This is a genomic window from Aquitalea sp. LB_tupeE, assembly GCF_013391415.1.
In the GTDB taxonomy this organism is placed as follows: Bacteria; Pseudomonadota; Gammaproteobacteria; order Burkholderiales; family Chromobacteriaceae; genus Aquitalea.
The window spans coordinates 46,118-72,280 of record NZ_JACAXB010000010.1; the positions used below are offsets into that span (position 1 = coordinate 46,118).

A 26,163-nucleotide genomic window follows, 5' to 3' on the forward strand; every position below is an offset into this window, starting at 1 on the left:
ACAGAATCCAAGGAAACAATATGGCTTACCTCACCATCAATAATCTGCACAAACGCTTTGCCGACCATGTCGTGGTGCACGACTTCAACATGAATATCGAACAAGGTGAATTCGTCACCTTCCTCGGCCCCTCCGGCTGCGGCAAAACCACCGTGCTGCGCATGATTGCCGGCTTTGAGACGCCCACCTCCGGCCACATCCGCGTGGGTGGCGAAGACATCACCCACCAGTCGCCACAAAAGCGCGGCATCGGCATGGTGTTCCAGAGCTATGCGCTGTTTCCCAACATGAACGTGACGCAGAACATCGGCTTTGGCCTGAAAATGCGTAAATGTGATAGCGCGGAGATTGCCCGCAAGGTGGCGGAAGTCATCAAGCTGGTGGAGCTCTCCGGCAAGGAAAACCACTACCCGCACGAGTTGTCCGGCGGTCAGCGCCAACGGGTGGCGCTGGCGCGCGCGCTGGTGGTGGAGCCGCGCATCCTGCTGCTGGACGAACCGCTGTCGGCACTGGACGCGCGCATCCGCAAGAACCTGCGCGAGCAGATTCGCGACATTCAGCGCCGTCTGGGCCTGACCACCATTTTCGTCACCCACGATCAGGAAGAAGCGCTCACCATGTCCGACCGCATCTTCGTGATGAACCAGGGCCGGGTGGAACAGGAAGGCCGCGCCGAAATGGTGTACACCGAACCGGCCACCGAATTCGTCGCCCGCTTCATGGGCAATTACAATCTGCTGGGCGCGGCCGACAGCCAGCGCCTGCTGGGGCTGAGCATCAACGGCCATCTGGCCATCCGCCCGGAATCCATCCACGTGCTGGACGCCCACAGCCAGCAGGCCGATACCCTGGCAGGCACCATTCGTCAGCATCAGTTGCTGGGCAACATCATCCGTTACCAGATTGAAAGCGCGGGCGTCACCCTGCAGGTAGACCGGCTGAACCGCACGGCCAGCGACCTGATGCCGGCCGGCACCGAAGTACGCCTGCAGATCAGCCGTGACGACATGCGCGAGGTGCGTTGATGCTGGCCATTTTCGATCTGGACGACACCCTCACCGACGGCGACAGCTCCAGCCTGTGGTTGCAATTCATGGTGCAACACGACCTGGCGGCCGCCGACATGCTGCCGCGCGAAGCCGAGCTGATGGCGGCCTACCGTCGGGGCGAATTGCGCATGGAGGACTACATGGATTTCACCCTGCAGCCGATGCAGGGTCGCAGCGTGGAGGAAGTGGCGGAGTGGGTAGAGCGTTTCATTGCCGACAGCATCGCCCCCATCGTGTTCGATCAGGCACGCGACACGCTGGCACGTTACAAGGCCGAAGGCCGTACCTTGCTGGTGATCTCCGCCACCGGCGAGCATCTGGTAGGGCCGATCTCGCGCTATCTGGGGGCGGATGATTTCCTGGCCATCCAGCTGGCCACCGAGGCAGGTTGCTACACCGGCCACACGCATGGCGTGATGACTTATCAGCAAGGCAAGGTGATCCGCCTGCAACAATGGCTGCAACAACATGGCCAGAGCCTGGCGGGGAGCCACGGTTACAGCGACTCCATCAACGATGTGCCGCTGCTGCAGACGGTGGATGTGGCTTACACGGTGAATGCCGACCCCAAGCTTGCCGCCGTGGCGGCACAGCAGGGCTGGCAGCCCTTGTTCTGGTCTCGCCAGACGCAGCCCGCCACATGAAAAACGGCCCTTGCGAGGGCCGTTTTTGCTGGTACAGCGCATGGATCAGGGCCGGAAGCCACCGCGCTCCATGCACTTTTCGTAGCGCCCATCTACCCGCTTGGCAAACCATTCCGTCGTCAGCTGATGGGTAAACTTGGGGCTGATCAGCACGATCTGCGGGATGATCTGGCGTGGTGCCGCCTTGCCGGACTGGTCGGCCAGCGCAAACACCCGCTTGTAGACCTCAGTCTGGCTGAAGGCCGCCAGTTTCTCCTGACGCAGATCGCGTGCCATCTCGTCCGGGCTCATACGCAAACGTCCGGCCAGGCCGTTGAGAGCACGCTGAGTATCGCTGGTGGCACCGGACAGCACACGGTTCATCTTGTCGCTATACAGCATGATGTCACCATCCAGCGCCAGCTTTTGCCCGGACAGATGCTGCACCGCCTGCTGGAAGGCTGCATTGCGGCTGGCATAGCGCCCGGCGTTGTAGTCGGCAAAGCGGTACACCATGTCCGGATAGCTGATGGGGTATTGCAGCAGGATGGCGGTGCCGAAATACACACTGCCGCGCAGGCTGAACACTTCGTCGCGCAAGCTGGTATAGCTGTAGGGGTAAGGCCAGGCGCGCACCTGGGTTTCGGCAAAGGCTACGCTCACCTGCATGGGCCCGCCATCGCGGATGGGGTTCTTGTGTTCGAAGATGGTCTGGCCGAACGGCAGTTCGCGGATCATGTCTTCAAACAGCGCATTCATCTGCTTCTTGGTACGCAGGGCATTCACCCGTTCTTTATAAGTCTGGCCATTGGGGGATTTCTTCAGCATGGCCGCATCCACCACCAGCGAGGGGATGAAATACTTCTGCCGCCGCTCTTCAATCTGCCCCCAGACAATCCTGGACAAATTCGGCACCACCGGGTCCGGATTGAAACCGGACTCCTGCTCCGCCACCGCCAGCACCGCGCAGAAGTATTGCGGCGCATACGGAATTTTCAGATGGCTGAAGGCGGTCATGATGTCGCCATGCCATTCGCGCCGCGCCGGAATGCCACGCGGCAGCAGCTTGTCCAGCAAGGCGCTACCCTCCTGCTCGTTAGCATAGGCCGGTTGCAGCGGCAAGGGCAGCGGTTTGCTGGCGGGAGCAACAAGCGGGGCAGGCGCTACCGGTTTGACGACCGGTGCGGGCAACAGGCTTTGCGGGTCCGGCATCGGGGCCGGGCGCAAGATGGGAGCAGGCGCGGGAACAGGCTGGGCCACCGGGGCCACCGTGGCGGCACAACCGGTCAAGCCCAGTAATGCCGCCACCGACAAATAACGGTACATGCAGAAAGTCCTTCAAGGACGTCCAGCTGGAATGCGGACGCCGGAATCGTGATGCTGCCATGCCGGGGCATGGCCGTATGCATCAGTGTTTGATTTTGTGGCTGGGTGCCGGGGTGGGCAAAAAGCCCTGGCTCAGCAAATGGAATACCAGCCAGCCCAGTGCGCAAATACCCACCAAAGCAGCCACGCCCAATAAGACCTTTACCAGCAGAGCCATGCGCGGCGAGCCCAGCAGCCCGTCTGCACGTGGCCGTTTGGGCGTTGCAGGTGAGCGGGCGGAGACCGGCGCTGCGCCATCCTGCGGTGCATTGCCGGGCTGCTCCGTACTCACCGGCAGGGTGGCAGTCAGCATTTCAGCTGTCGCCTCCTGAGTCGGGACAGGCGGGGCAGGCTGCGGCAGGCTGACGACGACCGCAGGGGGAATGGACGCAGCGGCTGGGGAAGACGATGCAGCCTGGGTGGTCGGCTCCGCCATGCCTCCTGCCTCGCCAATCCGCGCCAGACGGCCCATCAGCCCATCCAGCCAGCCCAGTGGTGGTGGTGGCGTCAGTCCGGGAGCGCGTTCGCGGATGATGCGGCTTTCCACCAGCACGAACACCACGCACAACAGCGGCACCACCACTTGCAAGGCCGGTGCCTGGGTATTCACCCAGTCCAGCACCAGCGGGTCATTCACCGCCAGCTGCCCTGCCACCCAGGCCAGCAGGCTGGCACCCAAGGGCAGCAGCAGCGGGTAATCGTTCAGCAGGCGGGCAATCAGCAGACTGCCGTACATCAGCAAAGGCACGCTGAACAGCAGGCCCAGAATCAGGTACAGCACACTGCCTTGCGCGGCGGCGGCCAGTGCCACCACATTATCCAGGCTGAGTACCAGGTCTGCCATTACCACCACGGACACTGCCGACCACAGCTGGCGGCTGTCCGCGGCGTTACCGGGCAGGCTGTCGGCCTCGTCATCGCCCAGTAACAGCTTGATGGCAATGCTGATCAGCAAACCGGCGCCCAGCAACTTGAGCAAGGGCACTTGCAGCAGGAAACCCACCACGGTGGTCAGCAGAACACGCAGCAAAATGGCAAAACCGGTGCCCAGCAACACGGCCTTGCGCATCAGCTGCGGCGGCAGCGAACGGCAGGCCACCGCAATGACCAGCGCATTGTCGCCACTCAGAATCAGGTCCAGCATGAACACTTGCAGTGTCATGCCCAGTGCCTGCATCAAACCATCCAGCTCCATCACACCCTTTCCATTGCAATCGGGCCTGCTGCCTCAGGCAGCCAGCGCACCGGTGATGCCGGCAAACAAGCCCAGCCCACCAGCCAGAATAAACAGCACCGCCACCACCAGGGCATACGGTCCTTGCAGTCGCAAGCCGGCCGGCAGCTCGCTGCGTGCCAACCGGTACAGAAAACACAATACCAGCGGCAACAGCACCGCATTGAGCACGCCGGTGGCAATCGACAGCCGTACCAGGCTGGGGCTGATGGTCACCACGGCAGCCGCCAGCAACAGCATCAGGGCGAATGCCGCATAAAACCAGGGCGCGGCGCGCGGATGTTCGGCCAGCGCATGATGCCGCCCGCCCAGCTCACCCAGCGCCCAGGCGGCGGACAGGCACACCACGATGGTCGCAACCAGTGCGCCGCCGCTCAGTGCCAGTGCAAACAGCAAGCGCCCGGCCAGCGGCCCCAGCGCCGCACCAAAGGCGGTGGCCAGCTGCGGAATGGTATCCAGCAATACCGCGCCATGCCCGGCAAACACTGAGGCCGCGGCAATCAGCACGGCGGCGGTGATCAGCTGGCACAGCACGGCCCCCAGCATGGTGTCCATGCGCGCTGCACGCAGGTCGGACAGATTCAAGCCCTTGTCGATCAAGGCGGACTGTTGATAGAACACGGTCCACGGCATCACGCTGCTGCCCAGGTTTGCCGCCAGCAAATACAGGTAACTGCTGTCGTGCAGGGGGAGCTGCAATATCTGCTGGCGGATATGGGACCACTGCGGCCAGGCGCGCCAGGCCATCCACAGGAAGGCCAGCTCGGCCACGCCCAGCAACATGGCCATGCGCTCCACCTGGCGGTAACTGCCGCTGGCCACCATCAGGAAAATCAACAGCGCCACCACCGCCACGCTCTGCCATACCGGTACGCCATACAGCTGCGCCACGCCGGACAGGCCGCTCATTTCGGTCAGCAGCGCGCCAAAGCAGCTGAGGATCAGGGCCGCAGTGGACAGCCGCGCCCAGCCACGACCAAAGTGTTGCAGCACCAGTTCGCCATAGCCCTTGCCGCTGGACAGCGCCAGCCGCACCGTCAGCTCCTGCACCATGAACAGCAGCGGAATGATGAGAAACTGCAACAGCAGCAAGCGATAACCCCATTGCGCACCGCTCTGGGCTGCCGTCAGCACACTGCCGGCATCGGTATCGGCCAGCATCACCACCAGCCCCGGCCCCAGCGTGGCGACCAGCCGTTGCAGGCGGTTCAGCGGCAGCGGTACAAGCGTGCGCAAGGTGCTGGCCAGCTGGCTCATGGTTTGCTGTTGGCCGGGCCGTTGCGGAAGTCATGCAGCAAGGCGGAATCCGGTGTCAGCAACAGTGTAGGAGCCGAATCCGACAGCGCCTGACGGTAAGTCTGCAAGGAGCGGTAGAACTTGTAGAACTTGGGGTCCTTGCTGAAGGCGGCCGCCAGAATGCGGTTGGCCTGGGCATCGCCCTCACCATGGATGATGGCGCTCTGGCGCTGTGCCTCGGACAGAATCACCGTGCGTTCGCCTTCGGCCTTGGCCTGGATTTCCTGTGCCCATTGCGCGCCTTGCGCGCGCAGTTCCTTGGCTTCTTGCTGACGTGCCGACTTCATGCGGTCGTAAATGGCCTGGCTGGTTTCCAGCGGCAGGTCCGCGCGGTGCAGGCGTACTTCGGTGACCTCAATGCCTAGCGTGCGGGCGCGGGTGGCGGTTTCCTGCTGGATTTGCTGCACGATGCGGGTGCGCTCCTCCGACAGCAGGGCCTTGAGCGGCACCTTGCCCAGCTCGCGCCGCAAGGAGGTGCTCACCAGTTGGGTCAGTTGCAGACGCGCCTGATCCTCGGTGCGCAGTGCCTGATAAAAACGCAGCGGGTTGGCAATGCGGTAACGGGTATAGGTTTCCACTTCCACCCGTTTTTCATCGCCCAGGATGATCTGCTCCGGCGGCGGCGCCAGCGTTTGCAGACGCACATCGTAAAACTGCAAGCTGTCCACCAGCGGCAGCTTGAACTTGAGGCCGGGCTCGGCATCCACGTCGATGGGCGCGCCCAGACGGATGATCAGGCCCTTCTGCCCCTCGCTCAGGGTGTAGAAAGAAGACGACAGCAGCCACACGGCAGCCAGCGCGGCCACGATGCCCGCGCCCTTGTAGGAAGTAGCCATCAACGGGTCTCCTTGCTGGGCTTGGCCTTGTCTTTGTCTTTGTCTTGCAGCTGCAATAGCGGCAGCACGCCGCCATTACCGCCCTTGCCGGAGGAATCCACCACCACCTTGCTGGCCTTCTTCAGCACTTCGTCCATGCTGTCCAGATACAGCCGCCAGGCGGTGACATCCTTGGCCTGGGCATAGCTCTGGTACACCGAATCAAAGCGCTTGGCCTCGCCCTGCGCCAGGTTTACCACCTGGCTCTGATAGGCCTGCGCCTCCTGCAGGATGCGGGCGGCATCGCCACGAGCCTTAGGCAAAATATCGTTGCTGTAGGCCTGGGCTTCGTTACGGGCACGCTCCTGGTCGGCACGGGCGCGCTGCACATCGTTGAAAGCATCGATCACCGCGGCAGGAGGGTCCACCCGCTGCAACTGCACCTGCGTCACCAGAATGCCGCTTTGTGCCTGATCCAGCCGGGTTTGCAGCAACTCACGGGTTTCATCGGCCACCTGCTGGCGACGGTTGGACATCACCGCCTGAATCGGCGTACGCGACACCACCTCGCGCATGGCGCTTTCGGCGGCAATGCGCAGCGAAGTTTCCGGGTTGTTTACCTTGAACAAAAACTGTCCGGCATCCTTGATGCGCCAGAACACCACGCCATCGGCCTCGACAATGTTTTCGTCGCCGGTCAGCATTTGCTTGTCACGCGGGTCGCTGGAGTCGCCCGTCACCCCGTCGTACAGGTTGGACAACTTCAGCTGCTTGATCTGGGTAACCTTGGGCAACAGCACGGTTTCAATCGGCCAGGGCAGGTGGTAATGCAAACCGGCCTGCGTGGTATCCACCCAGCGGCCCAGGCGCAGCACCACGCCCTGCTCATCCGGCTGTACCTTGTAAATGCCGGCCATGATCCAGCCGGTAGCCAGCAAGCCGCCCAGCAGCAGCAAGCCTTTGCCGCGCATGCCCATTACATCCAGATAATAATCCACCCGCTGCGCCCAGCTAATGCGTGGCGCGCCCTGTGTTGCCGCTTGACCGGCTTCGTCTTGTTGCACTGCTTTGCCTTTCTTGTTGCGGGCCCGCCCCGCACTTGCCGACTGCTTTTGTCCAGACTGATACGGCATGATTGTCTACAACGCAGCATGGTTATTAGCGGATGACATCCCTCTGCGCTTGCCGATGCTATAGCCAGGTGCTGATGGCCAGCCCTATGCCGCCCAGGGCCGACACCAGCGACACCGCCAGCAACCAGCGCCGCTGGGTCAGCACGGTGATGGAGGCCATGGCCACGGCAATCTGGATCAAGGTCATCGCCAGTGCCATGCGCTCGTGCGGGCGCAGCACCTTCTCTGACTCCTCACTCAGGCGACGCGATTCCTCCTGCAAGGCCTGGGCTTTCTTCAACTGCTCGGCCTGCTGGGTTTGCTGCTTTTGCAAGTCCGCCTGGAAACGGGCTTTCTGCGCCGGATCGGTCACCAGTACCAGCGCCAGCTGGTCCAGATGCGCCTTGGTGGATTTGGCCTGATAGTAGCCCCAGGCGTCCGAGGCCTCGGACTGCTTGAGAATGCTCTGGTTTTTCAGGAACAAGGCTTCATTCTGCTTGGCCCCGCTCTGGTAGCTGAATATCGCACCAATAGTGGCCAGAATCGCCGTCAGCAAGGCAATCTTCTGTGCCAGCTGACCTTTTTCAGCCTCTTCCTCCAGCAGCTTTTCATGTAAACCCGCGATTTCGTATTCTTCTTCCGCCATCTGTCACTCCCTGTTTGCCCGGCGATATAGTGCTGACCGCCGTTATTATTCCGCAAGCATGGCCGGCATGCTCGCGCGCGAACCCCTGTCAATCAAGTGGGTTTGTGTGCAGTTTTTGTATCAGCGCGCCGTCCTGCACCATCCGGCCCCGGCTGCTCGCCGCGCTTGCGCACAAGCAACTACCCAGCAAGAGAAAAGCCGGTTACAATGCACCCCTTCGCGGGCGTCGTATAATGGTAATACCCAAGCTTCCCAAGCTTGTGCCGTGGGTTCGATTCCCATCGCCCGCTCCAGATTCGCAAAAAGCCATTGAATTTCAGTAACCCACTGATCCTCAATGGCTTTTTTCATTTATTTTCCCCTGTGGGTGTTACACATGACTGAGAAATCGATGTCCAAGACAGCCCATGTTGTACGCCGATGTTTGGTCCAGGCCTGCCTTCTTTGCATTGCCTCTGATCGCTAGATCATCATTAACAGCAAGAACAAGATCACCTTAACTGCCTGAAACCCGCAAAGATGCCGCCAAAACACAAGACAAGGATAGGATCCTGAAGCGCGGCTGCCAGTGTTGGTGATAATGTCGGCTCTTTGAGGAGGCTACGGCAGCAAATGAAATTAACCCGCTCGTACGCACTGCTGTTCATGGTGTTGAACACGCTGATCGCAGCCTGGCTATCCAGCCCCTGCTCCGCATTCATACGGTCGCTGAGGGGTACTCCGGTTGCGCTGTTTGCCATCATCTTCGCCATCGCTCTTGCAGCCTTGCTGATAGTGATCGTGAGGATGGCAATCGAGGACATAAAGCGAACACAGACCATACCCACACAGCTTTTCCTGTATGGATGTGCTTCGCTGGTTTTCTTCAAGTTAATCGCGAGTATGGCAGCGCATGCTTGTGGTCATTAAGTGAGCAGCCAGAGTGGCTCTACGGCCAGTCACAAGGTCGAACAAGCAGTATGTCCGAGCTTGTCCAGACGACACAGCAAGTATCTGATGCCCGGCATTCCTTCCTCATGCCCTCACGTCTCGCCAAAAATGGCCGGGGCTTCGGCGCGTACCAGATCAATAAAACGGCGCAGGCGCGCAGGATAGAAACGGGCATAGGGATAAACCAGGCTGACCGGCAATGGCGCGGCCTGCCATTTCGGTGCCAGCTGGATCAACTGCCCTTGTTCCAGGTATTCGGTCATCACCCAGCGTGAGCCTATTCCTACCCCAACACCCTGCAAGGCCGCACTGCGCAAGGCATACAGGCTGTCGGTGCTGAAACGCGGGCGAATCTGAATGCGCTTGTGCCTGCCCGTCTCTGAGTGGGTCAACTGCACCTCGTTGCGGTAAAAGGTGCGCAAAGCCAGCCAGGGCAGCGCGGCCAGTTCGGCTGCGTCTTGCGGAATCGCCTGGCCATCGAGCAAAGATGGCGCAGCCACCACGATGCGCGGCACCTGGGCCAGCGGCAGTGCCACCAGGCCAGGGTCGGTCACTTCTCCCACCTGTATCGCACAGTCGATACCGGCGGCAATGTAGTCCTGAATGGCGCGGTCATCATGCAGCAGCCACTCCACCGACATGCCGGCATGCTGTTGCAGGTAGCGAGCCAGCGGGCCGATCAAGCGTTCTTGGCCAAAGGCGTGCGGCACGATCACGCGCAGCACGCCCTCTGGTTCTTCCCTGGCCCCTTTGAGTTCGGATTCAAAACGCGCCCAACCGGCCAGCAGCTCCTTGGCGCGCTCATAGCAGCGCTCGCCATCCTGGGTCAGCCGCATGGTGTGGGTAGTACGTTGCAGCAGGCGCAAACCCAGCGAGCGTTCCAGCATTTGCAAGCGGCGGCTGATGGTGGGCTGGGTCGTACCCAGCTGCTGCGCTGCTGCGGACAGGCTGCCAGCCTCGACAATTTTCAGAAAGGTCAGCATCAGCTCGATGCGCTCACCCGTTCCTGCTTGCAAGGGCATTGCTGTCCGCAATGCACGGCCCGGCTCTTGAATGTCATCCATCATGGACAGCCTCTTTTTGTCATACGTAATACGTATAACAGATCTTTAATCCACGCGCCTACACATGCATCACACACACAGCCATGATGTGACGATCATCACTTGATTCATGAGGCTGCACATGTCTTCCACCAAGGTTCTGCACCATTCTGTGGCACCGTCGGCCAAGCCGGCCAAAACACACACCCTGCCCCGCTCGCTGATATTGTTGATGGCCACCGGTGCCGGGCTGTCGGTTGCTTCCCTTTACTACAGCCAACCCATGCTGGGCGTACTGGCAGGCGATATCGGCGCGTCCGCTCAGGCCTCCGGCCTGGTGCCGACGCTAACGCAGCTGGGATACGCGCTGGGCATCCTGCTATTGGCACCGCTGGGCGACCGTCATGACCGGCGCAACATCATGCTGATCAAGGCCGCCGTATTGCTGCTGGCCTTGCTGCTGGCCGGGCTGTCGCCCTCGCTGACGGTATTGCTGCCCGCATCATTGCTGATTGGCCTGAGCGCAACACTGGCACAGGACATCGTCCCTACCGTCGCCACGCTGGCTGCAGAAGCAGAACGCGGCAAAGTGGTGGGAACCGTGATGACCGGCTTGCTGACGGGCATTCTGCTGTCGCGTGTCATCAGCGGGGTGGTGGCCGAGCAATATGGCTGGCGGGCAATGTTCTTCCTTGCCGCTGCCAGCATCCTGTGCATCGGCCTGGCCATCCGCCGTTACCTGCCGCGCTTTCAGCCCAGCACAACGCTGCCCTATCACGCCCTGCTTGGCTCGCTGCTTGGCCTGTGGCGCCAGCATCGTGCCTTGCGCCGTGCGGCCATTGCACAAGGGCTGCTGTCGGTTGGCTTCAGTGCATTCTGGTCCACGCTGGCCATCATGCTGCATGCAAGCCCCTTCCATATGGGGAGTGCCGCGTCCGGCGCGTTTGGTCTGGCCGGTGCCGCCGGTGCCTTGGCCGCTCCGCTGGCCGGTCATCTGGCAGATCGCAAGGGGCCGGAAGTGGTTACCCGTGCCGGTGCCGCGCTGGCTGCCTTGGCCTTTGTCATGCTGAGCCTGGCGCCCATGCTGTCGCTGAACATGCAGCTTGGCCTGCTGGCGGCCGGTGCAGTGCTGTTCGACCTTGGCGTACAAGCCAGCCTGATCGCCCATCAGGCGGTGATCTACCGGATTGACCCTGCCGCGCGCAGCCGACTGAATGCGGTCCTGTTTGTCTGCATGTTCATCGGCATGTCGCTAGGTTCGGTATTGGCCAGCATGTTGCTGGCAGGGTATGGCTGGAGTGCGGTCACGGCTTTTGCTGCACTGGCGTCCTTGCTGGCCTTGCTGGTGCGCTGCTGGAAATAAACATCTGGCCACAGCGTGTTGTCGGCAAATCCGATGACAGCCAGGGCAGGAAAGTGGGGGTAGCCTCTGGCGTTTCCCCACTCTTTGTTACTGGAGCGCGCCAATGCAAGCCGTGCATGCCCCCCCGCCTTTGCAACTGTGGTTAAACCTCTCGGTCACGATCGGCCCGGAAATACCACTGGGTGACACGATAGACGGGCACCGCTGCCTGTACCCGATCACCGGTGGCGTGGTGCACGGGCCGGATGGCGTCTTGGGCCGGGTATTGCCGGGTGGTTTTGACAATTACCTGCAGCGCGCGGACGGGGTGGGCATCATGGATGCCCGTTACGCGGTGCAGCTGGACGATGGCACGGTGCTACTGGTGCATAACCGGGGCTTCCTGCATTTGTCAGCCGCGGGTGCGGCGCTGGAGCGCGCAGGGGTGTGGCCGCTTCCGGCAGATCTGTATCACTGCCGCTGCCAACCCGAAATCAGGGCCGGGCATGGCCTTTATCACTGGGTCAACCATCAGGTCTTTGTCGGGACCGTGCATTATCCGCTGCCCGACCAGGTGGAGATTGCCATCTACCGGCTGGCTTGAAAAATAGCCGCCTCGCGCAGGCGGGGCGGCTGTTATATCTGGCCTAGAAAGCGTAGATGAACTGCGTGGCCAGAATGTCGTTATTGCGTGACAGACTGCCATCGCTGCGCTGGAACACCGCATTGCTGGCAAAGTCATGGCGGTACTCCAGCTTCACCGTCATTTTGTCCGCCGGGTAGAACAACAAATCCAGCGCGATATCACTACGGTTGGTCCCCTTGCAGTCGATACCGTTATTGCTGGAAGCATTCAGGCATTGCTGGTCCACGCCCCAGCCGCTGGTGGGGTTGATGCTGGCGGTGTTGCCGCTCAAGCCATACAAAATGCCGCTGCCACCACCCCCGTTGCGGCTGTTGTTCAGGTAGTCCACCCGTACCACCGTACCCACCTTGCCCAGCCAGTCGGTATTCCACTTTTTGGCGGCCAGCAAGGAGAAGCCATACCATTGCGCCATGCCGCCATTCCAAGCGCTATGCGCTTGCTGGCCGTAATCCAGCTGGGCGTTGTACTGGATGTCCGACCAGGTATAGGTCAGATCGGCCTCAGCATAGAAGTAACGGCCAAAGGGGGATGCCAGATTGCACTGGTAGCCATAACCGCTGCTACAGCTGGATGGCGTCAGAATGGTCTGGCGGCCGATATTGGCGGAGAAGCCCAGGTCCAGCGATGTGGTGTACTGGTAATCCACCCGTGCTGCCAGTGTTGGCGTGCTGTTACTGTTGCTGCGCCCGTTCTGGCTGACGATGGCACCAGCAGACTTGAGCTGCTCATTGGCCAGCATGAATTGCCACAGCGTCTGGTAGTTATTGGTGAACAGCTTGTAGTTCATGCCCAGATAGGACGCTGGCTCACTGAAGTCAAACAGCAGGTTGTGGGTGAGCGTCTGGGTCAGATTGGCCGGATTGGGTTCATAACCCGCCAGGCTGGGCAAGAGGCCGAGTTGCAGGGTGGCGGTGGCACTGAGCGGCAGGTTGACATTGGCCTGGTTGAAGATACTGTTGGTCAGGCCGCCGCCTTCGCTACTGAAGCTGGTACCGCTGCCCCGGTCCGGCTGGATAACCAACTCCACGCTGGGCGCTTCCGGGCCTACGCCAAAGGTCTTTTTGATATCCAGGTACACATCGCCCAGATTGCTGTCGTAGTAGTTGTAAGCGCTGTTCTTGTTGAGAAAGCGGAAACCGGCGGAGTTGGTGTTGCGGTTGTACAGGAACATGGGGTCAACAAAACCGGTGACGCTCAGACCGGCAATCGGCCCGGTTTGCGCCGCCTCACTCAGCGTGTCTACCTTGATCTTGAGGCTGTTGACGGTTTGCTGCAGGGTTTCCGGCTCCTCGCTTTCGCTTGCCGCAGCGGCATTGCCCGCTGTGTTGGTGCTACTGCCCAGCTGCTGTTGCAGGCTTTGCACCTGCTGTTGCAGCACAGGAATCTGCGCATTGCTTTGCTGCAGGGCCTTTACCTGCTGCTCCAGTGCCTCCAGTTTTTGCAGCAGGGCGGTACTGCTGTCGCTACCGGCGTACGCCATCACCGGCAGGGCCATGATGGACATGGCGATCAGTTTTCTTTGCATGATGTTTACCCCGAATGACCAAGCGATGATGTTCAGTGGGTTTTCAGTTCCTGCCATAGCCGGGTTTCCAGCCGCATGATTTCGGTGGGCAGGGCGCGCACGGTGAACAGCTTTTTCATTTCGGCGGCGCTGGGGTAAACCGTCGGGTCGGACAGCACGTCCGGCTTGATCAGCGGTTTGGCGGCCGGTACTGCGCTGGGGTAGAAGGTTTCATTGCTCAGCGCAGCGGCCTCGTTGGGAGAAATCACATGGTTGATCCACTTCATCGCGGCGTCGGCATTAGATGCGGTTTTGGGCACGGCCATCACGTCGAACCAGATTACGCTGCCTTCCTTGGGCAGGATGTACTGGATGGTGTAAGGCTTGTGCGCGGCCAGTGCCGCCATGCGGGCGGTGTTGACGTCACCGGAGTAACCGAAGGCCATGCAGATATCGCCACTGGCCAGATCCGGCGCGTAGCTGCTGGAGTTGAACTGGCCGATATAAGGCCGGATGGTTTTCAGCAGCTTGAATACTTCCTGGTAATCGGCCGGATTGGTGCTGAGCGGATTCTTTTTCAGGTAGTGCAGCCCCATGCCGAACATGTCCACCGGCGAATCCAGCACCGACACCCCGCACTTGGACAGTTTGGCCATGTATTTGGGGTCAAACAGCATGTCCCAGGTATTGAGTGGCACGCCCTTGCCCAGTACCGACTCCACTTTTTGCAGATTGATACCGATGCCGTCGGTACCCCAGTTCAGCGGTACGCCGTATTGATTGCCGGGGTCGCTGCCTTCCAGAATCTTCATCAATGCCGGGTCCAGCTTGGCCAGATTGGGAATCTTGCTCTTGTCCAGTTTACGGAACATGCCAGCCTGCAACTGGCGGCCAAAGTAGGCATCGGAAGGGACGACAACGTCGTAACCGGAATTACCCACCAGCAGCTTGCTCATCAGGGTGTCGTTACTATCGAACTCCTGGTAGCGCACCTTGATGCCGGTCTGCCTGAGGAAATTGGCATTGGTTTCCTTGGCCAGGCTATTGCCCCAGTTGTAGACATTGACCTGAGCGGCATCGGCTGCCGCATGGCCGGAAACGCCGCCCAGCAGGGCAAGCGCACAACAGGTATGGATCAGTTTCTTCATTTCTCAACCTTTGTAGTGATGGCCGCTCTGCTGGCGGCATGGTGTGGACAAACGGGAATCAGGCAGCAAGGGCTTGTTAATCTGTCTCTACGCCATACACGGTTTCGCCACGGAATACCGTGCATAGCACCCGGGTCTGGTGCAGCTGCTGTATCGCTTGCGCAAACAGGCTGCGCTCCAGAATCAGGAAATTGGCCTCATGGCCTGGCAACAGGCCGCGACAATCATCGAAGCGCAAGGCATGACTGGCGTTGACGGTGTGTGCTTGCAGCATCACTTGCAGGTCCAGGCGCTCGTCCGGGTTCCAGGCCTCTGCCTCCGGGTAATCGGTCGGCAGGTGGGTGACACCGGTTTGCATGATGGCCAGCGGGTCCATGGTGGAAACCGGCCAGTCGGAACCACCGGCCAGCATCACCCCTGCATTGCGCATGCTGCGGAAGGGATAACTTTGTGCAGCCCGTTCCGGGCCCAGAATTTCTTCGTATAGAGCCTGCAACTGCGGGGAAGCGGCGGTCCACAGCGCCTGCACACTGGCAATGGCACCAAGCGGGCTGAAACGGGGCATGTCGTCCGGATGCACCAGCTGCAAATGGGCCAGCTGTGCACGACGGTCTCGCGGGCCATTGCACTGGGCCGCCCATTTCAGCGCATCCAGCGCCATGCGCACGGCGCGGTCGGCCAGGGTGTGAAAGTGCAGGTCGAAACCGGCGGCATCGGCCATGGCCACAATCTCATTCAGCGCGTCCTGCTCCCACAGCGCGAGGCCTCGATCCTCGGTACCCGGGTAGGGTTCCAGCAGGGCTGCGGTTTGGGATTCGGTCACCCCGTCAATGAAGATTTTCACCGTATGCACGTGCAGGGTGTCGCCTGCGTAGCGGCGTTTCCACTCTTGAAAGCGGGCAATCTGTTGTGCCGGATCATGGCGGGGCGTGGCCAGCAGCCCGGCACTGACATGCAGCTTGAGCGTGCCGGCATCCCGTGCTGCCGCATAGGCTTGCAGCAGGCCTTCATCCACCCGGGCGTCGAACCAGCCGGTAATCCCCAGGCGGTGTGCCATGGCAATGGCCTTGGCCAGCGACTGTGGATAACGGGCGGGGCCCAGCTGCGGAATCAGGCCGAACAGGCGGTACAGCGCGGCTTCGTGCACCACGCCGCTAGGCTGTTGGCTGCCCGGCTCCCGCTCATGAATACCCCCTTTGGGGTCTTGCGTGTCGGGGCCGATGCCGGCCGCCGCCAGTCCCACAGTATTCAGGCAGCCGCTGTGCACGTCATGCCCCAGCAGCAGCAAGGGGCGGTCCGCCAGGGCGACATCCAGTTGCTGGCGGGTGGGGTAGCTGCCGAATACATTCAAATCGATGCCGCCGAGAAACACCCACGGCTCCTCTGCCTGGGCGATGGCCGCCTCGCGGATCAGCTGCAACACCCCCTCGGCGCTATCGGCCCGGTCCAGGTCGGTCTCGCCCACCATTTGCTGCCCCTCCAGCGGGTGGGCATGGCCATCGACAAAGGCCGGGATGATCTGCTTGCCAGCCAGGTCTATCAGCACGGTCTGGCTGCCGGCCATGGTGCGGATGGTCTGGTCATCACCGCTGGCGATGATCTTGCCGCCGCCTATGGCCAGCGCGGTGTGCATGGTGTTGAAGTCGTTGCCGGTATGGATGCTGCCGTTGTAATAGATTTTTTCGGGATACTGCATGCCTGCCTCCTGATTCATGACCGGCACAGGGTCATGCGTCAGGAGGCTGTTGCGCCCCTTGGCAGAACCGTGTGCAACCGGTTCTGATCATGGCGGGAGGGGGACGGGCTGTCTGTCCTCGGATTTCAGGACAAAGCCGCAGGCTGGCGGTGACGCTGTTCCACGGTCACACACCAGGCAAACAACTCGGACTTGCTGGTGACACCGATTTTGGCCAGCGCCCGCTCCATATAGGTGCGTACACTGCACTGGCTGATGGAAACGTGCTCGGCAATTTGGGGCACCGACCAGCCTTGCAGCATGGCATGACAAATCAGCCGCTCGCGCCCGGACAACTGCTTGCCTGCCAATTGCAGGCAGCGATCAAAATACTGCAATAGCGTGTCTTGCGAAGGTGTGATGCAGGGGGTGCTCAGCTGGGCATGCCGCGCCAGCAAGGGAATAAGGAAATGGCAGGTCTGCCGCAGGCGGCTAAGCTCACCCAGCGTAAAGGAAGGCGTGTGGCGGTTGCGAAAAATCGACAACAGATACACATAGTCGGTTTCACAGCCCAGCAAGCTGCACTCTTCGCCCAGCGGGCTCTGGGCAATCATGCGTCCATAGGCGGTAGGCGGGTAAACCTCGTTGCGCGACAACACCAGCTGCGGGTCCTGCACTTGTTCGATGAACTGCAATAACTGGCGATCCTGCTTCCACTCCATGTCCTGCTGGTATAGCGACAAGGCCAGCCGGGTTTCTTCCGGGTCGGCATTACCGGCAAAAAACAGCACATCGAGCTGCTCCACCGCTGGCTGCTGACTGCCACGGCGAAAACGCAGCGCTGTCATGTGATAGCAGCATGGGTCGACCACCCCGTGCAGCCAGCTCCACAAACGACTGGTGAATTGTGCTGTCCCCAGGCTCTGTAGCAAGCCACCTGCGGTTTCCAGTGCAATGGTCTGTTGCATCATGCCTCCTCATGCCGGCTGAGCGGGATATCCGTTTCAGCCACACTATATATTGATGTGACGGATAACCAGATAGAAAGCACAAATCGCGCCATGATGTCTGCACCCCTGCCCTGTCCTCCTCTTGCGGTTTGCTCGCCTGGCGATGCAAAAAAAGCCAACCGGCAAGGGTTGGCTTTTTCTGGTTTACACCACAGTCAGGACTTACTGGCCGAGTGCCGGGGTACGCGGCGGAATCATCCGTCTGTTGCCGGTAGCCTCGAAGGCACTGGCAAAACGCAACAGCGCATTGTCGTCATAAGCACGCCCGGCAAAAGTGAGCCCCACCGGCATGCCGATATCGGCCATCACACCCATGGGCACCGTGACCGTCGGTACGCCCAGGTGGCGGATGGCGAGGTTGCCATTGGCCACCCATACCCCGTTGCTCCAGGCAATGTCGGCGGAAGCCGGGTTGACGTCGGCATCCGCCGGGCCAACGTCGGCCACGGTGGGAAACAGCACGGCGTCCAGCTTGAGTTCGTCCATCCAGTCTTCCAGGTCCATCTTGCGGATTTTCTCCAGGCCACGCAGGCCGTCCGGCACGCTGGCAATCTGGTCGAAGGACTTCAGTCCGCGCTTGGCCATGTTGACGTACTCTTCCATGCCGGCGGCCAGATCGCCCTCGCGGTTGGGCAGGGTGCCGGGGTCGTGCGGGAAGATTTGCGGGCCATCCACGTCCGCCAGCTTGTTGAGCTTGGGGTCGCCGTTGGCACGCAGGAATTCATCAAAAGCCCAGCCGGACAATTCCCATAATTCATCGTGCAGGAAGTCCGGCGGCAGGATGCCGCGATTGGCCACGGTGGGTGCGCCGGGCCGGTCGCCTTCACAGTTGGACACCAGCGGGAAGTCGGTTTCAATCACTTCCGCGCCGGCTGCTTCCAGCGCCTGACGTGCGGCTTCCCACAAGGCAATCACCGACGCACGGGTATGGATGCGCTGGCCGGTGGGGCCGCCGATACCCGGTGCATCACTGGTGCCAGCCAGTTCGTCCTTGTTGATATACATGCGCGGGATGGCAAAGCGCTTGCCTTTGAGCGTTTCGGGCGCGGCCAGCAGGGCCGGATAGGCGTCCGGGCGCACTGCCGATGCCTTGGGAATGGTCACCCAGGGCTGCAGACGCCACAAATCGCCACGGGTGACCGGGTCGTCAGCCACGATGATGTCCAGCACTTCCAGCAGGTCGGCCATGGTACGGGCATAGGGCACCACCACGTCCATGGTGGGAGTCAGCGGCCAGTTGCCACGTACCGAAATCACCCCGCGCGACGGGGTGTAGGCGCACAGGCCGTTATTGGACGCCGGGCCACGACCGCTAGACCAGGTCTCCTCAGCCATACCGAAGGCCGCAAAGCTGGCAGCAGTGGCAGTACCGGCCCCGTTGGATGAGCCGGAGGCAAACGGCGCGGTCAGGTAGTTGGCGTTATAAGGGCTTTCGGCGCGGCCATAACAGCCACGCTGCATGCCGCCATTGGCCATTGGCGGCATATTGGTCTTGCCCAGGCAGATGGCACCGGCGGCGCGCAGGCGGGAAATGGTGAAGGCATCGTGCTGGGATACCAGCTCCTTGAAGGCCGGGCTGCCGGAAGCGGCAGTCAGCCCCTTCACCAGATAGCTGTCCTTGGCGGTATAGGGAATACCGTCCAGCGGGCCCAGCGTTTCGCCACGGGCACGGCGGGCGTCGGAGGCTTCGGCCTCGCGGATGGCTTCCGGGTTGGGCACCACCACTGCATTCAGCCGGGTTGCCGTAGCGGGGCCGTCGTAGGCCGCTATCCGTGCCTGATAAGCCTTCACCAGTTCCACCGCGGTGGTACGCCCGGATTCGAGCGCAGCACGCAGCTGGGCAATGGATAGCTCGGTAACCTCGATCATGCTTCTACCTCCACTAAGAAGACGGATTTCATTCCCATCACGCTGACAGCCTTGCACCAAGCGTAGGCATGGGCGATGACGCAATATGGCGGCTAATCTACAAGAGTCCGGCTCATACGGGAAAATGATTCATTTTGATGCACCCATTCATGCGATGAATACCGGTCCATCCCTGCCGCCTCAGCTAGTCGGTCGTTTCAATCAGACCGCGCATCAAGCCGCGCAGCCACAGCAAGGCCGGGTTGCTGTCCTGCACCGGGTGCCAGATGCAGTTGAGGTGATAGCCAGGCAACTCTTCCGGCAGCGCCACCATCTTCAGCGGCCAGTAGCCCGCCATCATCGCTGCCACTTTCTTGGGCAGGATGAACAGGTGGTCGGTATGGCTGACAATGGCCGCCGCCGCCATATAGCTTTGGCTGTGCACTGAAATCTTGCGCTGCAAGCCGCGCGCGGCCAGAAAGTCATCCATCGGCGAGCCCAGATTGCCCAGCGGCGCGTGGAAGACATGCGGTAAGGCAATCAGGTCGGCCAGAGTCAGCCGGTCGCTCTGGAAGGGGTGGCCGGCACGCAAGATGCCGATCAAGGGCTCGTTCAGCCAGGTTTCCCGGCACAGATAGCCGGGAATCTTCATGTATTCGTCAAAACCCAGCAGAAAGTCGATTTCCCCGTCGGCCAACGCCAGTTCCGGAATTTCTTCCCGCAGGATGGTGATGTCGATATGGACATTGGGCGCTTCCACCGCCAGTTTTTTCACCAGCGGCGGAATCAGCACGCACTCCACGTAATCGGTAGTGCACAGGGTGAAGCGGCGCGTCGAAGTGGCAGGGTCAAATGCTTCGGGCTGGCTGAAATGGCTTTGCAGCAGGCTGAGTGCCTGATGCACGCCCTGTTGCAAGTAGAGCGCCTTTTGTGTGGGCTGCATGCCGTGTGGCGAGCGCACCAGCAGCGGGTCGTTGAAGAATGTCCGCAAGCGGTTGAGCGAGTGGCTCATGGCAGGCTGGCTGACAAACAGTTTCTCCGCCGCCCGCGTCACACTGCGCAGGCTGACCAGGGCATCCAGCGCCAGCAGCAGGTTCAGGTCCAGCTGGTGCAATTTCACATCATTCACCGTATTTATGAAAGTATTCGTATTGTTCATTTGCTGAATAGTTTGCCTCTCCCTAGACTGCGTCTGTCAATCAATTCCTCGTGCATGGCAAAGAAAACCGGCTGACCTGTCGCACCGCCGGACTGTGCTGTAAGCGCACGATGTCTTGAATACTTCTGATGGCATTAATCCAGCATGGTGATTTCAATGAACAGCACAACGCACACTAGCCTGCCTGCCGCCGACGGCTTTCACATGCCGGCCGAATGGGCCCCGCAACAGGCGGTATGGATGATCTGGCCGCAGCGCCCGGACAACTGGCGCCATGCCGGACGCGAGGCACAGCAGACTTTTGCCGCCATCGCCAAGGCCATTGCCGCAGCCACCCCGGTGTTCATGGCGGTGCCGCAAGAATGCATGGCCGCAGCCCGTGCCGTGATGCCAGCCGAAGTGACGCTGGTGGAAATGAATAGCGATGACTGCTGGATGCGCGACAGCGGCCCGACCATCGTCATCGACCAGGCCGGCCAGGTGCGCGGTGTAGACTGGCAATTCAATGCCTGGGGCGGTTTTAAAGGCGGCCTGTACCACCCGTGGGACCAGGACAGCGCCGTGGCCAGCCAGGTATTGGCCCATCATGGCTTTGATCGCTACCCCGCACCGCTGGTGCTGGAAGGCGGCTCCATCCATGTCGATGGCGAAGGCACGCTGATGACCACTGCCGAGTGCCTGCTCAACCCCAACCGCAATCCGCACTTGTCCAAACAGCAGATTGAAGCCTTGCTGTCCGAATACCTGAACGTCAGCCATTTCATCTGGCTGCCCGAAGGCGTGTTCATGGATGAAACCGACGGCCACATCGACAATATGTGCTGTTTTGCCCGTCCGGGTGAGGTGATCCTGCACTGGGTGGACGATGAAAACGACCCGCAGTACCCGCGTTCGCAGGCCGCTTTCGAAGTGCTGTCGCAAGCCCGTGACGCCAAGGGCCGCGCGTTGAAGATTCACAAGATGCTGTCGCCCGGCCCCTTGTACTACACCGCAGAAGAAACCGCCGGCGTGGTGGCCAGCGGCCAGGCCGTCCCGCGTGAAGTGGGCGAGCGCATGGCGGCTTCCTATGTCAATTTCCTGATCAGCAACGGCCAGATCATCTTCCCGCTGCTGGATGCGCGAACCGATGAGGCAGCGGCCAGCCGCCTGCAGGAAATCTTCCCGGAATACCGCATTGTCGGCGTACCGGCGCGTGAAGTGCTGCTGGGCGGTGGCAACATCCACTGCATCACCCAGCAGATTCCGGCAGGCAAGGCGAGCTAAGCACTTCTCTCCACTGAATCCGGCACCACAAAAGCCAGGCCTCGCGCCTGGCTTTTTCATTGGCAAAGCCTTGCCCCTGAACGCTCCAGCACAAAAGCATAGTCTGTTTGCATTATTGTGTGTCGCTACATAATCCTCTTAACATCGAACCATACCTGATTGATGGTCAATGCCTGTGCGCCACAGCCGCCTTGCCATCAGCGCCGTCACCTGCACCGCACTGGACAGCGGGCCATCCGGCACAGACCGGCCAAGGGCATGACGGTTTCACTCCAGGCATGGGACACGACAGATGAAAAGCTTTCACAGCATCAGCGCCGGACTGATCACCGCCAGCATTGCCATTTCCGTTAACGCCGCTTTTTCCGACCTGCTGGGCACGGCCCTCCATGCTGCTGCGCTGCGGCCCCTGCTATTCACCCTGATGATGGCAGCCTGCTGTCTGGCCATGTTGCTGGTGGCGGGTAACAGCCGGCTGAAACTGGCCATTCCGGGGCTGGATGAACCGGCCATGGTTATCCTGTCCGCGCTAGTCAGTGCCAGTAGCCTGCACCTGCTGACCCGGCCATGGTCTACCGGGCAGGTGCTGTCCACCTTGCTGTGCATCAACGCCCTCACCGCCCTGTTGACCGCTGCCGCCTTTTTGCTGGCCGCCCGCTTGCGTGCAGGACAACTGGCGCGCTGCCTGCCCTATCCGGTTCTGGCAGCCTTCATGGCCAGCAGCGGCCTGCTGCTGATCGTATTCGGGCTGAGCATTGCCGCCGGACACAGCCTGTCGCTGACCCAGCCCGCCAGTTGGCAACTGGACGGCGGCCAGGCGACGCAACTGGGCTGGGGACTGGGCTTTGGCATTTTGCTGTTGCTGTGCATGCGCAAGATGGATCACCCGGCTACGCTGACGGCACTGTTGTTGCTGGCCTGCCTTTGCGGGCCGACGCTGAGCAGCGCCGTCCAGCCGCAGTCCGCCACCCTGTTGCCCAGCCTGCAACTGCCCATCTGGTCTGCGGTGCTGGGCGCTCTCCCCAGCGCTCTGGCTGCAGCACTGATGGCCATGCTGGGTAGCACCAGCAACATCATGGCGCTGGATCAGGCACAGCTGGCAAGGGCTGATCTGAACCAGGAAATGCGGGTAAACGGTCTGGCTTGCCTGGCTTCGGCATTGTGCGCAACACCGCCGGTCAGCATCATGCTGTCCGACAGCCTGCTGGCCGGCCGCATGGGTGCCCGACGCTGGCCACTGGCCATCTGCTTTGTCACTTGCTGCCTGCTGGCCATCTGGCAACAGCAATGGATGCTGGGCCTGATCCAGCCTTATGTACTGGGTGGGGTATTGCTGTATTTCGGGGTGGAGCTGCTGACTCACTGGCTGCAACGCTGGCCTGCACTGGGGCGGGCAGAGCGCGCCATTTTACTGAGCACCATGCTCACCTTCCTGACCTTGAATGTACTCAGTGGCATCGTGGTGGGACTGGTGCTGTCTGCCTGGCAGTTCTGCTACCGTGCCAGTCAGCAAAACCCCTTGCAGGACATCCGCCTGCAGCCTGCTGATGAACTGGACCAGCGGCCCGCGGTATTGACCGCCGAACTGGGCGGCCCCTTGTACTTCGGCTCGGTCAGCCACCTGCACGACCAGCTGCAAGCCGCCATTGCCGCACAGTTATCCAGCGGTGGCCTGGTACAGCTGTGTCTGCGCCAGGCCAGCCTGGACAGTTCGGCCATGCAGACGCTACACCGCCTGCGCCTGTGGTGCGATGAGCATGGCTACCGCTTGCAACTGTTGTGCCAGGACGAAGCGACCGCCAGCCAGTTGCAACGCTGGGGCTTATCGGCCAGTTGTCCTCACCACGCCCTGCATGCACCCAAACGGGTGACCGCACGGCAACATCAGGCTGAGCCTACCGGGATAGCCCATCCGGCACAGCCACGCTTCATCCATTTTATGCAAACCGGTCGCGAGTAAACCACCGCCTCACCGCAGCTGCCTTCTGTCTGGCCAGTTCCCCCGTGGCCTGGGTGGCTGCTGGTTAAAAATGGTAAACCAGCCCCAGCCCCGTCCGTCACACTGGGGCTGAGCAGCCTGTGGCGACGGGCCTTTTCCTGCCGCTCCGGGCCGCTGACAGCAATTCGTGCTAAAATTCGCGCTTTACAAATGCGGGCTGCCCGGTAATATTTTGGCTTCGCCAAACTCGGGCAAGCGGCTGCCTAATCCCTGTCAGCCAACGCATGCTTGCATATGAAACACTCCGCTTAGCCCCCCGAAGATGCACTCATGAAATGGAACTCCGGCCGGCTATGGCTACGCATTACCGTCTACGGCAGCGGCACAGTAATTGCGCTGTTCGTACTGATACAGGCCCTGATTTTCTGGCAGTTTGATGAAGCTGCCGTGCGCAAGACGCTCAGCAGCGCACTGAATGACACCGGACGTCAGGTCGCGGTGGAAGGCAAGATCACGCCACTGTTATTCCCGTCCCCGGGCCTGAGCATTCACCAGTTGAATATCAGCGAACCTGGCAGCAAACAAAGCTTTGCCCGGGTGGAACAGCTGGATGTTTATCTATCATGGATTCCGCTGCTTACCGGCAACCGCGAAATCAAGGCGCTGGAAATGCATGGCGTCACCGCCAGCATTGCCCGTGGTGCGGATGGCCGCCTGTCCATCATGGACCTGCTGCTGCACCGCTCATCCGGCACGGTCAGCATGAAGTTGGACCGCTTGCTCGTCCGTGAAGGCACTTTGCTATATACCGACCAGAGCAGCGGGACCGAACAAAAGCTGGATACCGTCAGCCTGGACGCCGATGACCTGCGCAGCGGTGCCAGCCTGACCGCCGCTGCCATTCTCAGCAATGGCAAGCGCCCCATCCGCCTGGCCGTCAGCACCCCGCTTACCATTCAGGACGATCAGGTCAGCCTGGAAAAGCTGGACGCCGTGGCCATTTCCGACGTGCCTGGCCTTGGTGAAAGCAAATTTGCCGCCACCGGCCAGTACAAACTCAACTTTGCCACCTTGCAGACTTCCGGCAAGGATCTCAGCTTCCGCTTCAGCAGCGAGCGGCCCAGCAGTCAGCTGGAACTCAAGGTGCCCGAGCTCAATGCCAGCTTCAATGAAGTCAGCATTCCCACCGGCCGTCTGAGTGGCAAGCTGAGCTATGCCCACAGCCAGTACCAGCTGGACGCTGGCCTTGACAACCTGAAACTGACCGAAGGCGGCATCGCTGCCGACAAGGTGAATGGCAACTTCAACTGGCAGGCCGGTGACACCCGTCTCAACTTCAAGCTGGATGCACCGCTGGCACTAATGGGTATGAAGCAGCTGCGCATGCAGCCCCTGAACATGACGGCCACCGTCACCACCCCGCTGCTGCCGCGCGGCAAGCTGGTGTCCAGCATGCAAGGTGCGCTGGATGGCGATCTGGACGAACCCCGTTTTAACCTGCGTGTGGCAGGCAAGCTGGACGGCTCCGACCTGTCGGTCACTGTCAGCCAGTTTGGCCTGATGAAGCCACGGCATGAGGTCACACTGTCGGTGGGCAAACTGGACCTCAACCGCTACCTGCCCGAGAGCAAGGGCGATCCGGTGGCCATCTTCCAGGACGGCAAGCCGATTCCGCTGGACTGGCTGGACTATTTCGATCTGACCGGCAAAGTGGCCATCGGCGAACTGGCCATGGGCCGTTTCCGCATGAACAACCTCAACGCCAGCGTGCGCATCAACCCGCGCGAACTGGAGCTGGACCAGATGTCCGCCGACATCTACCAGGGCCGTTTGCAAGGCGACATGCTGCTGGCGCGCCGCGATACACCGCATCTGGAAGTCAAGCAAACGCTGAAGGACATGAACATCCGCCCCTTGCTGGTGGACCTGCTGAACTTCAACCGGCTGGATGGCAAGGGCAATGGCAAGATCGACATTACTGCCGACGGCAAGTCCTTCCTGGAACTGCGCAACACCCTGACTGGCAATGTGGAAACCAGCCTGAACAAGGGCGCGCTGACCGGTATTGACCTGGTTGCCGCACTGAAAAACCTGCCGGCAGAACTGAAGGAATGGAATTCACCAGCCCAGGCCGACCAGAAAACCACCTTCTCCACCCTGTCCGCGGCCTTCCGCCTGGACAAGGGCGTGGCGCGCAGTCAGAACATGCAACTGGCGTCGCAGCTGGTGAATGTCAAAGGGGCAGGCAAGGTGGACCTGACGCAGAATATTGTGGACTACACCATGGATGTACAGGCCAATCCGCAAGAGTTCAGCCGTCTGAAAGGCGTCAACGTACCGCTCAAGATTACCGGCCCGCTCAATGCTCCGGTTTATGCGCTGGACTTCAATGCCATGGTGAAAGGCAAGAAGACCGAAGGTGAAAAACAGCAGGCGCTAAAGCAGGAACTGAAAAAGCAGATCACCACCATTCTGCCCTGAGTTGAGCCCCGTTCAGTCAGCCAACGCACAAGGCC

Annotated in this window: 21 protein-coding genes and 1 tRNA gene; 8 read left to right on the plus strand and 14 right to left on the minus strand. The window is 60.9% G+C overall.

Annotation, left to right across the window (positions count from 1 at the left end; genetic code table 11):
- Positions 1–20 precede the first annotated feature (20 nt).
- Together HWX34_RS03400 and HWX34_RS03405 are read left to right on the plus strand one after the other, a co-directional pair.
- Complete coding sequence (locus tag HWX34_RS03400; protein ID WP_178970993.1) at positions 21–1,025, plus strand: ABC transporter ATP-binding protein; 1,005 nt, start codon at positions 21–23, stop codon at positions 1,023–1,025.
- Positions 1,025–1,693 (plus strand): HAD family phosphatase, encoded by a 669-nt coding sequence (locus HWX34_RS03405; RefSeq protein ID WP_255496558.1) that lies wholly within the window; start codon positions 1,025–1,027, stop codon positions 1,691–1,693. Before HWX34_RS03400 ends, HWX34_RS03405 begins: the two co-directional genes overlap by 1 nt.
- A 45-nt stretch (positions 1,694–1,738) precedes the next feature.
- Here the strand turns inward: HWX34_RS03405 and HWX34_RS03410 are convergent, their stop codons facing one another.
- The 6 genes from HWX34_RS03410 to HWX34_RS03435 form a co-directional block, all read right to left on the minus strand.
- A complete protein-coding gene (locus HWX34_RS03410; RefSeq protein WP_178970995.1) occupies positions 1,739–2,998 on the minus strand; it encodes a DUF1615 domain-containing protein in 1,260 nt (419 codons plus the stop codon).
- A gap of 82 nt (positions 2,999–3,080) precedes the next feature.
- Positions 3,081–4,232, minus strand: coding sequence for a YjbE family putative metal transport protein (locus tag HWX34_RS03415; RefSeq protein ID WP_255496570.1), 1,152 nt, complete (start codon positions 4,230–4,232; stop codon positions 3,081–3,083).
- Positions 4,233–4,265: 33 nt separating this feature from the next.
- On the minus strand, positions 4,266–5,528 hold the full coding sequence (locus tag HWX34_RS03420; protein ID WP_218645042.1) for an NRAMP family divalent metal transporter: 1,263 nt from the start codon (positions 5,526–5,528) through the stop codon (positions 4,266–4,268).
- Positions 5,525–6,403: a protease modulator HflC gene (gene hflC / locus HWX34_RS03425; RefSeq protein WP_178970997.1), complete on the minus strand. Its 879-nt coding sequence runs from the start codon at positions 6,401–6,403 to the stop codon at positions 5,525–5,527. The genes HWX34_RS03420 and hflC overlap by 4 nt, the downstream gene beginning before the upstream one ends.
- Positions 6,403–7,446 carry an FtsH protease activity modulator HflK gene (hflK, locus tag HWX34_RS03430; RefSeq protein ID WP_370459663.1) on the minus strand — a complete coding sequence of 348 codons (1,044 nt, stop codon included), beginning with the start codon at positions 7,444–7,446 and terminating at the stop codon, positions 6,403–6,405. The genes hflC and hflK overlap by 1 nt, the downstream gene beginning before the upstream one ends.
- A 127-nt stretch (positions 7,447–7,573) precedes the next feature.
- The gene (locus tag HWX34_RS03435) at positions 7,574–8,140 is read right to left on the minus strand and encodes a DUF4337 domain-containing protein (RefSeq protein WP_178970999.1); all 567 of its coding nucleotides are present in this window, start codon (positions 8,138–8,140) and stop codon (positions 7,574–7,576) included.
- Between the two features lie 219 nt (positions 8,141–8,359).
- Here HWX34_RS03435 and HWX34_RS03440 point away from each other — a divergent pair.
- Positions 8,360–8,433 (plus strand) — tRNA-Gly (locus HWX34_RS03440).
- Between the two features lie 198 nt (positions 8,434–8,631).
- On the opposite strand, the gene HWX34_RS03445 is transcribed toward HWX34_RS03440, so the two are convergent.
- Positions 8,632–9,009 carry a hypothetical protein gene (locus HWX34_RS03445; protein ID WP_178971000.1) on the minus strand — a complete coding sequence of 126 codons (378 nt, stop codon included), beginning with the start codon at positions 9,007–9,009 and terminating at the stop codon, positions 8,632–8,634.
- A 153-nt stretch (positions 9,010–9,162) separates the two neighbouring features.
- Positions 9,163–10,137, minus strand: coding sequence for a LysR family transcriptional regulator (locus tag HWX34_RS03450; protein WP_178971001.1), 975 nt, complete (start codon positions 10,135–10,137; stop codon positions 9,163–9,165).
- A 118-nt stretch (positions 10,138–10,255) separates the two neighbouring features.
- Here HWX34_RS03450 and HWX34_RS03455 point away from each other — a divergent pair, with 118 nt between their 5' ends.
- Together HWX34_RS03455 and HWX34_RS03460 are read left to right on the plus strand one after the other, a co-directional pair.
- Entirely contained in the window at positions 10,256–11,476 is a 1,221-nt protein-coding gene (locus HWX34_RS03455) for an MFS transporter (protein ID WP_178971002.1), read from the plus strand.
- 103 nt (positions 11,477–11,579) lie between these two features.
- Positions 11,580–12,059 carry a DUF3237 domain-containing protein gene (locus tag HWX34_RS03460; protein ID WP_178971003.1) on the plus strand — a complete coding sequence of 160 codons (480 nt, stop codon included), beginning with the start codon at positions 11,580–11,582 and terminating at the stop codon, positions 12,057–12,059.
- A gap of 43 nt (positions 12,060–12,102) precedes the next feature.
- On the opposite strand, the gene HWX34_RS03465 is transcribed toward HWX34_RS03460, so the two are convergent.
- The 6 genes from HWX34_RS03465 to HWX34_RS03490 form a co-directional block, all read right to left on the minus strand.
- On the minus strand, positions 12,103–13,626 hold the full coding sequence (locus HWX34_RS03465; protein ID WP_178971004.1) for a DUF3138 family protein: 1,524 nt from the start codon (positions 13,624–13,626) through the stop codon (positions 12,103–12,105).
- Positions 13,627–13,658: 32 nt separating this feature from the next.
- Positions 13,659–14,753 (minus strand): extracellular solute-binding protein, encoded by a 1,095-nt coding sequence (locus tag HWX34_RS03470; RefSeq protein ID WP_178971005.1) that lies wholly within the window; start codon positions 14,751–14,753, stop codon positions 13,659–13,661.
- Between the two features lie 76 nt (positions 14,754–14,829).
- On the minus strand, positions 14,830–16,449 hold the full coding sequence (locus HWX34_RS03475) for an amidohydrolase (protein WP_178971006.1): 1,620 nt from the start codon (positions 16,447–16,449) through the stop codon (positions 14,830–14,832).
- Positions 16,450–16,574: 125 nt separating this feature from the next.
- Positions 16,575–17,399 (minus strand): LuxR C-terminal-related transcriptional regulator, encoded by an 825-nt coding sequence (locus tag HWX34_RS03480; RefSeq protein ID WP_178971007.1) that lies wholly within the window; start codon positions 17,397–17,399, stop codon positions 16,575–16,577.
- A gap of 201 nt (positions 17,400–17,600) precedes the next feature.
- On the minus strand, positions 17,601–19,307 hold the full coding sequence (locus tag HWX34_RS03485; RefSeq protein WP_178971008.1) for an amidase: 1,707 nt from the start codon (positions 19,305–19,307) through the stop codon (positions 17,601–17,603).
- Positions 19,308–19,491: 184 nt separating this feature from the next.
- On the minus strand, positions 19,492–20,406 hold the full coding sequence (locus tag HWX34_RS03490) for a LysR family transcriptional regulator (RefSeq protein ID WP_178971009.1): 915 nt from the start codon (positions 20,404–20,406) through the stop codon (positions 19,492–19,494).
- Between the two features lie 195 nt (positions 20,407–20,601).
- Here HWX34_RS03490 and aguA point away from each other — a divergent pair, with 195 nt between their 5' ends.
- The 3 genes from aguA (at position 20,602) to HWX34_RS03505 (ending at position 26,128) form a co-directional block, all read left to right on the plus strand.
- Positions 20,602–21,708, plus strand: coding sequence for an agmatine deiminase (gene aguA / locus HWX34_RS03495; protein WP_178971010.1), 1,107 nt, complete (start codon positions 20,602–20,604; stop codon positions 21,706–21,708).
- A 292-nt stretch (positions 21,709–22,000) separates the two neighbouring features.
- Positions 22,001–23,668 (plus strand): SulP family inorganic anion transporter, encoded by a 1,668-nt coding sequence (locus HWX34_RS03500; protein WP_178971011.1) that lies wholly within the window; start codon positions 22,001–22,003, stop codon positions 23,666–23,668.
- Between the two features lie 309 nt (positions 23,669–23,977).
- Positions 23,978–26,128 carry an AsmA family protein gene (locus HWX34_RS03505; RefSeq protein WP_178971012.1) on the plus strand — a complete coding sequence of 717 codons (2,151 nt, stop codon included), beginning with the start codon at positions 23,978–23,980 and terminating at the stop codon, positions 26,126–26,128.
- Positions 26,129–26,163: the final 35 nt, after the last annotated feature.

Bases quoted from the DNA above. Each gene is read 5' to 3' on its own strand.
- HWX34_RS03400 (WP_178970993.1), top strand. From the start codon at position 21: ATGGCTTACCTCACCATCAATAATCTGCACAAACGCTTTGCCGACCAT.
- HWX34_RS03405 (WP_255496558.1), top strand. From the start codon at position 1,025: ATGCTGGCCATTTTCGATCTGGACGACACCCTCACCGACGGCGACAGC.
- HWX34_RS03470 (WP_178971005.1), bottom strand. From the start codon at position 14,753: ATGAAGAAACTGATCCATACCTGTTGTGCGCTTGCCCTGCTGGGCGGC.
- HWX34_RS03505 (WP_178971012.1), top strand. From the start codon at position 23,978: ATGAAATGGAACTCCGGCCGGCTATGGCTACGCATTACCGTCTACGGC.
- HWX34_RS03455 (WP_178971002.1), top strand. From the start codon at position 10,256: ATGTCTTCCACCAAGGTTCTGCACCATTCTGTGGCACCGTCGGCCAAG.
- HWX34_RS03460 (WP_178971003.1), top strand. From the start codon at position 11,580: ATGCAAGCCGTGCATGCCCCCCCGCCTTTGCAACTGTGGTTAAACCTC.
- HWX34_RS03475 (WP_178971006.1), bottom strand. From the start codon at position 16,449: ATGCAGTATCCCGAAAAAATCTATTACAACGGCAGCATCCATACCGGC.
- HWX34_RS03500 (WP_178971011.1), top strand. From the start codon at position 22,001: ATGAAAAGCTTTCACAGCATCAGCGCCGGACTGATCACCGCCAGCATT.
- HWX34_RS03410 (WP_178970995.1), bottom strand. From the start codon at position 2,998: ATGTACCGTTATTTGTCGGTGGCGGCATTACTGGGCTTGACCGGTTGT.
- HWX34_RS03420 (WP_218645042.1), bottom strand. From the start codon at position 5,528: ATGAGCCAGCTGGCCAGCACCTTGCGCACGCTTGTACCGCTGCCGCTG.
- HWX34_RS03435 (WP_178970999.1), bottom strand. From the start codon at position 8,140: ATGGCGGAAGAAGAATACGAAATCGCGGGTTTACATGAAAAGCTGCTG.
- HWX34_RS03450 (WP_178971001.1), bottom strand. From the start codon at position 10,137: ATGATGGATGACATTCAAGAGCCGGGCCGTGCATTGCGGACAGCAATG.
- aguA (WP_178971010.1), top strand. From the start codon at position 20,602: ATGAACAGCACAACGCACACTAGCCTGCCTGCCGCCGACGGCTTTCAC.
- HWX34_RS03480 (WP_178971007.1), bottom strand. From the start codon at position 17,399: ATGATGCAACAGACCATTGCACTGGAAACCGCAGGTGGCTTGCTACAG.
- HWX34_RS03415 (WP_255496570.1), bottom strand. From the start codon at position 4,232: ATGGAGCTGGATGGTTTGATGCAGGCACTGGGCATGACACTGCAAGTG.
- HWX34_RS03485 (WP_178971008.1), bottom strand. From the start codon at position 19,307: ATGATCGAGGTTACCGAGCTATCCATTGCCCAGCTGCGTGCTGCGCTC.
- hflC (WP_178970997.1), bottom strand. From the start codon at position 6,403: ATGGCTACTTCCTACAAGGGCGCGGGCATCGTGGCCGCGCTGGCTGCC.
- HWX34_RS03465 (WP_178971004.1), bottom strand. From the start codon at position 13,626: ATGCAAAGAAAACTGATCGCCATGTCCATCATGGCCCTGCCGGTGATG.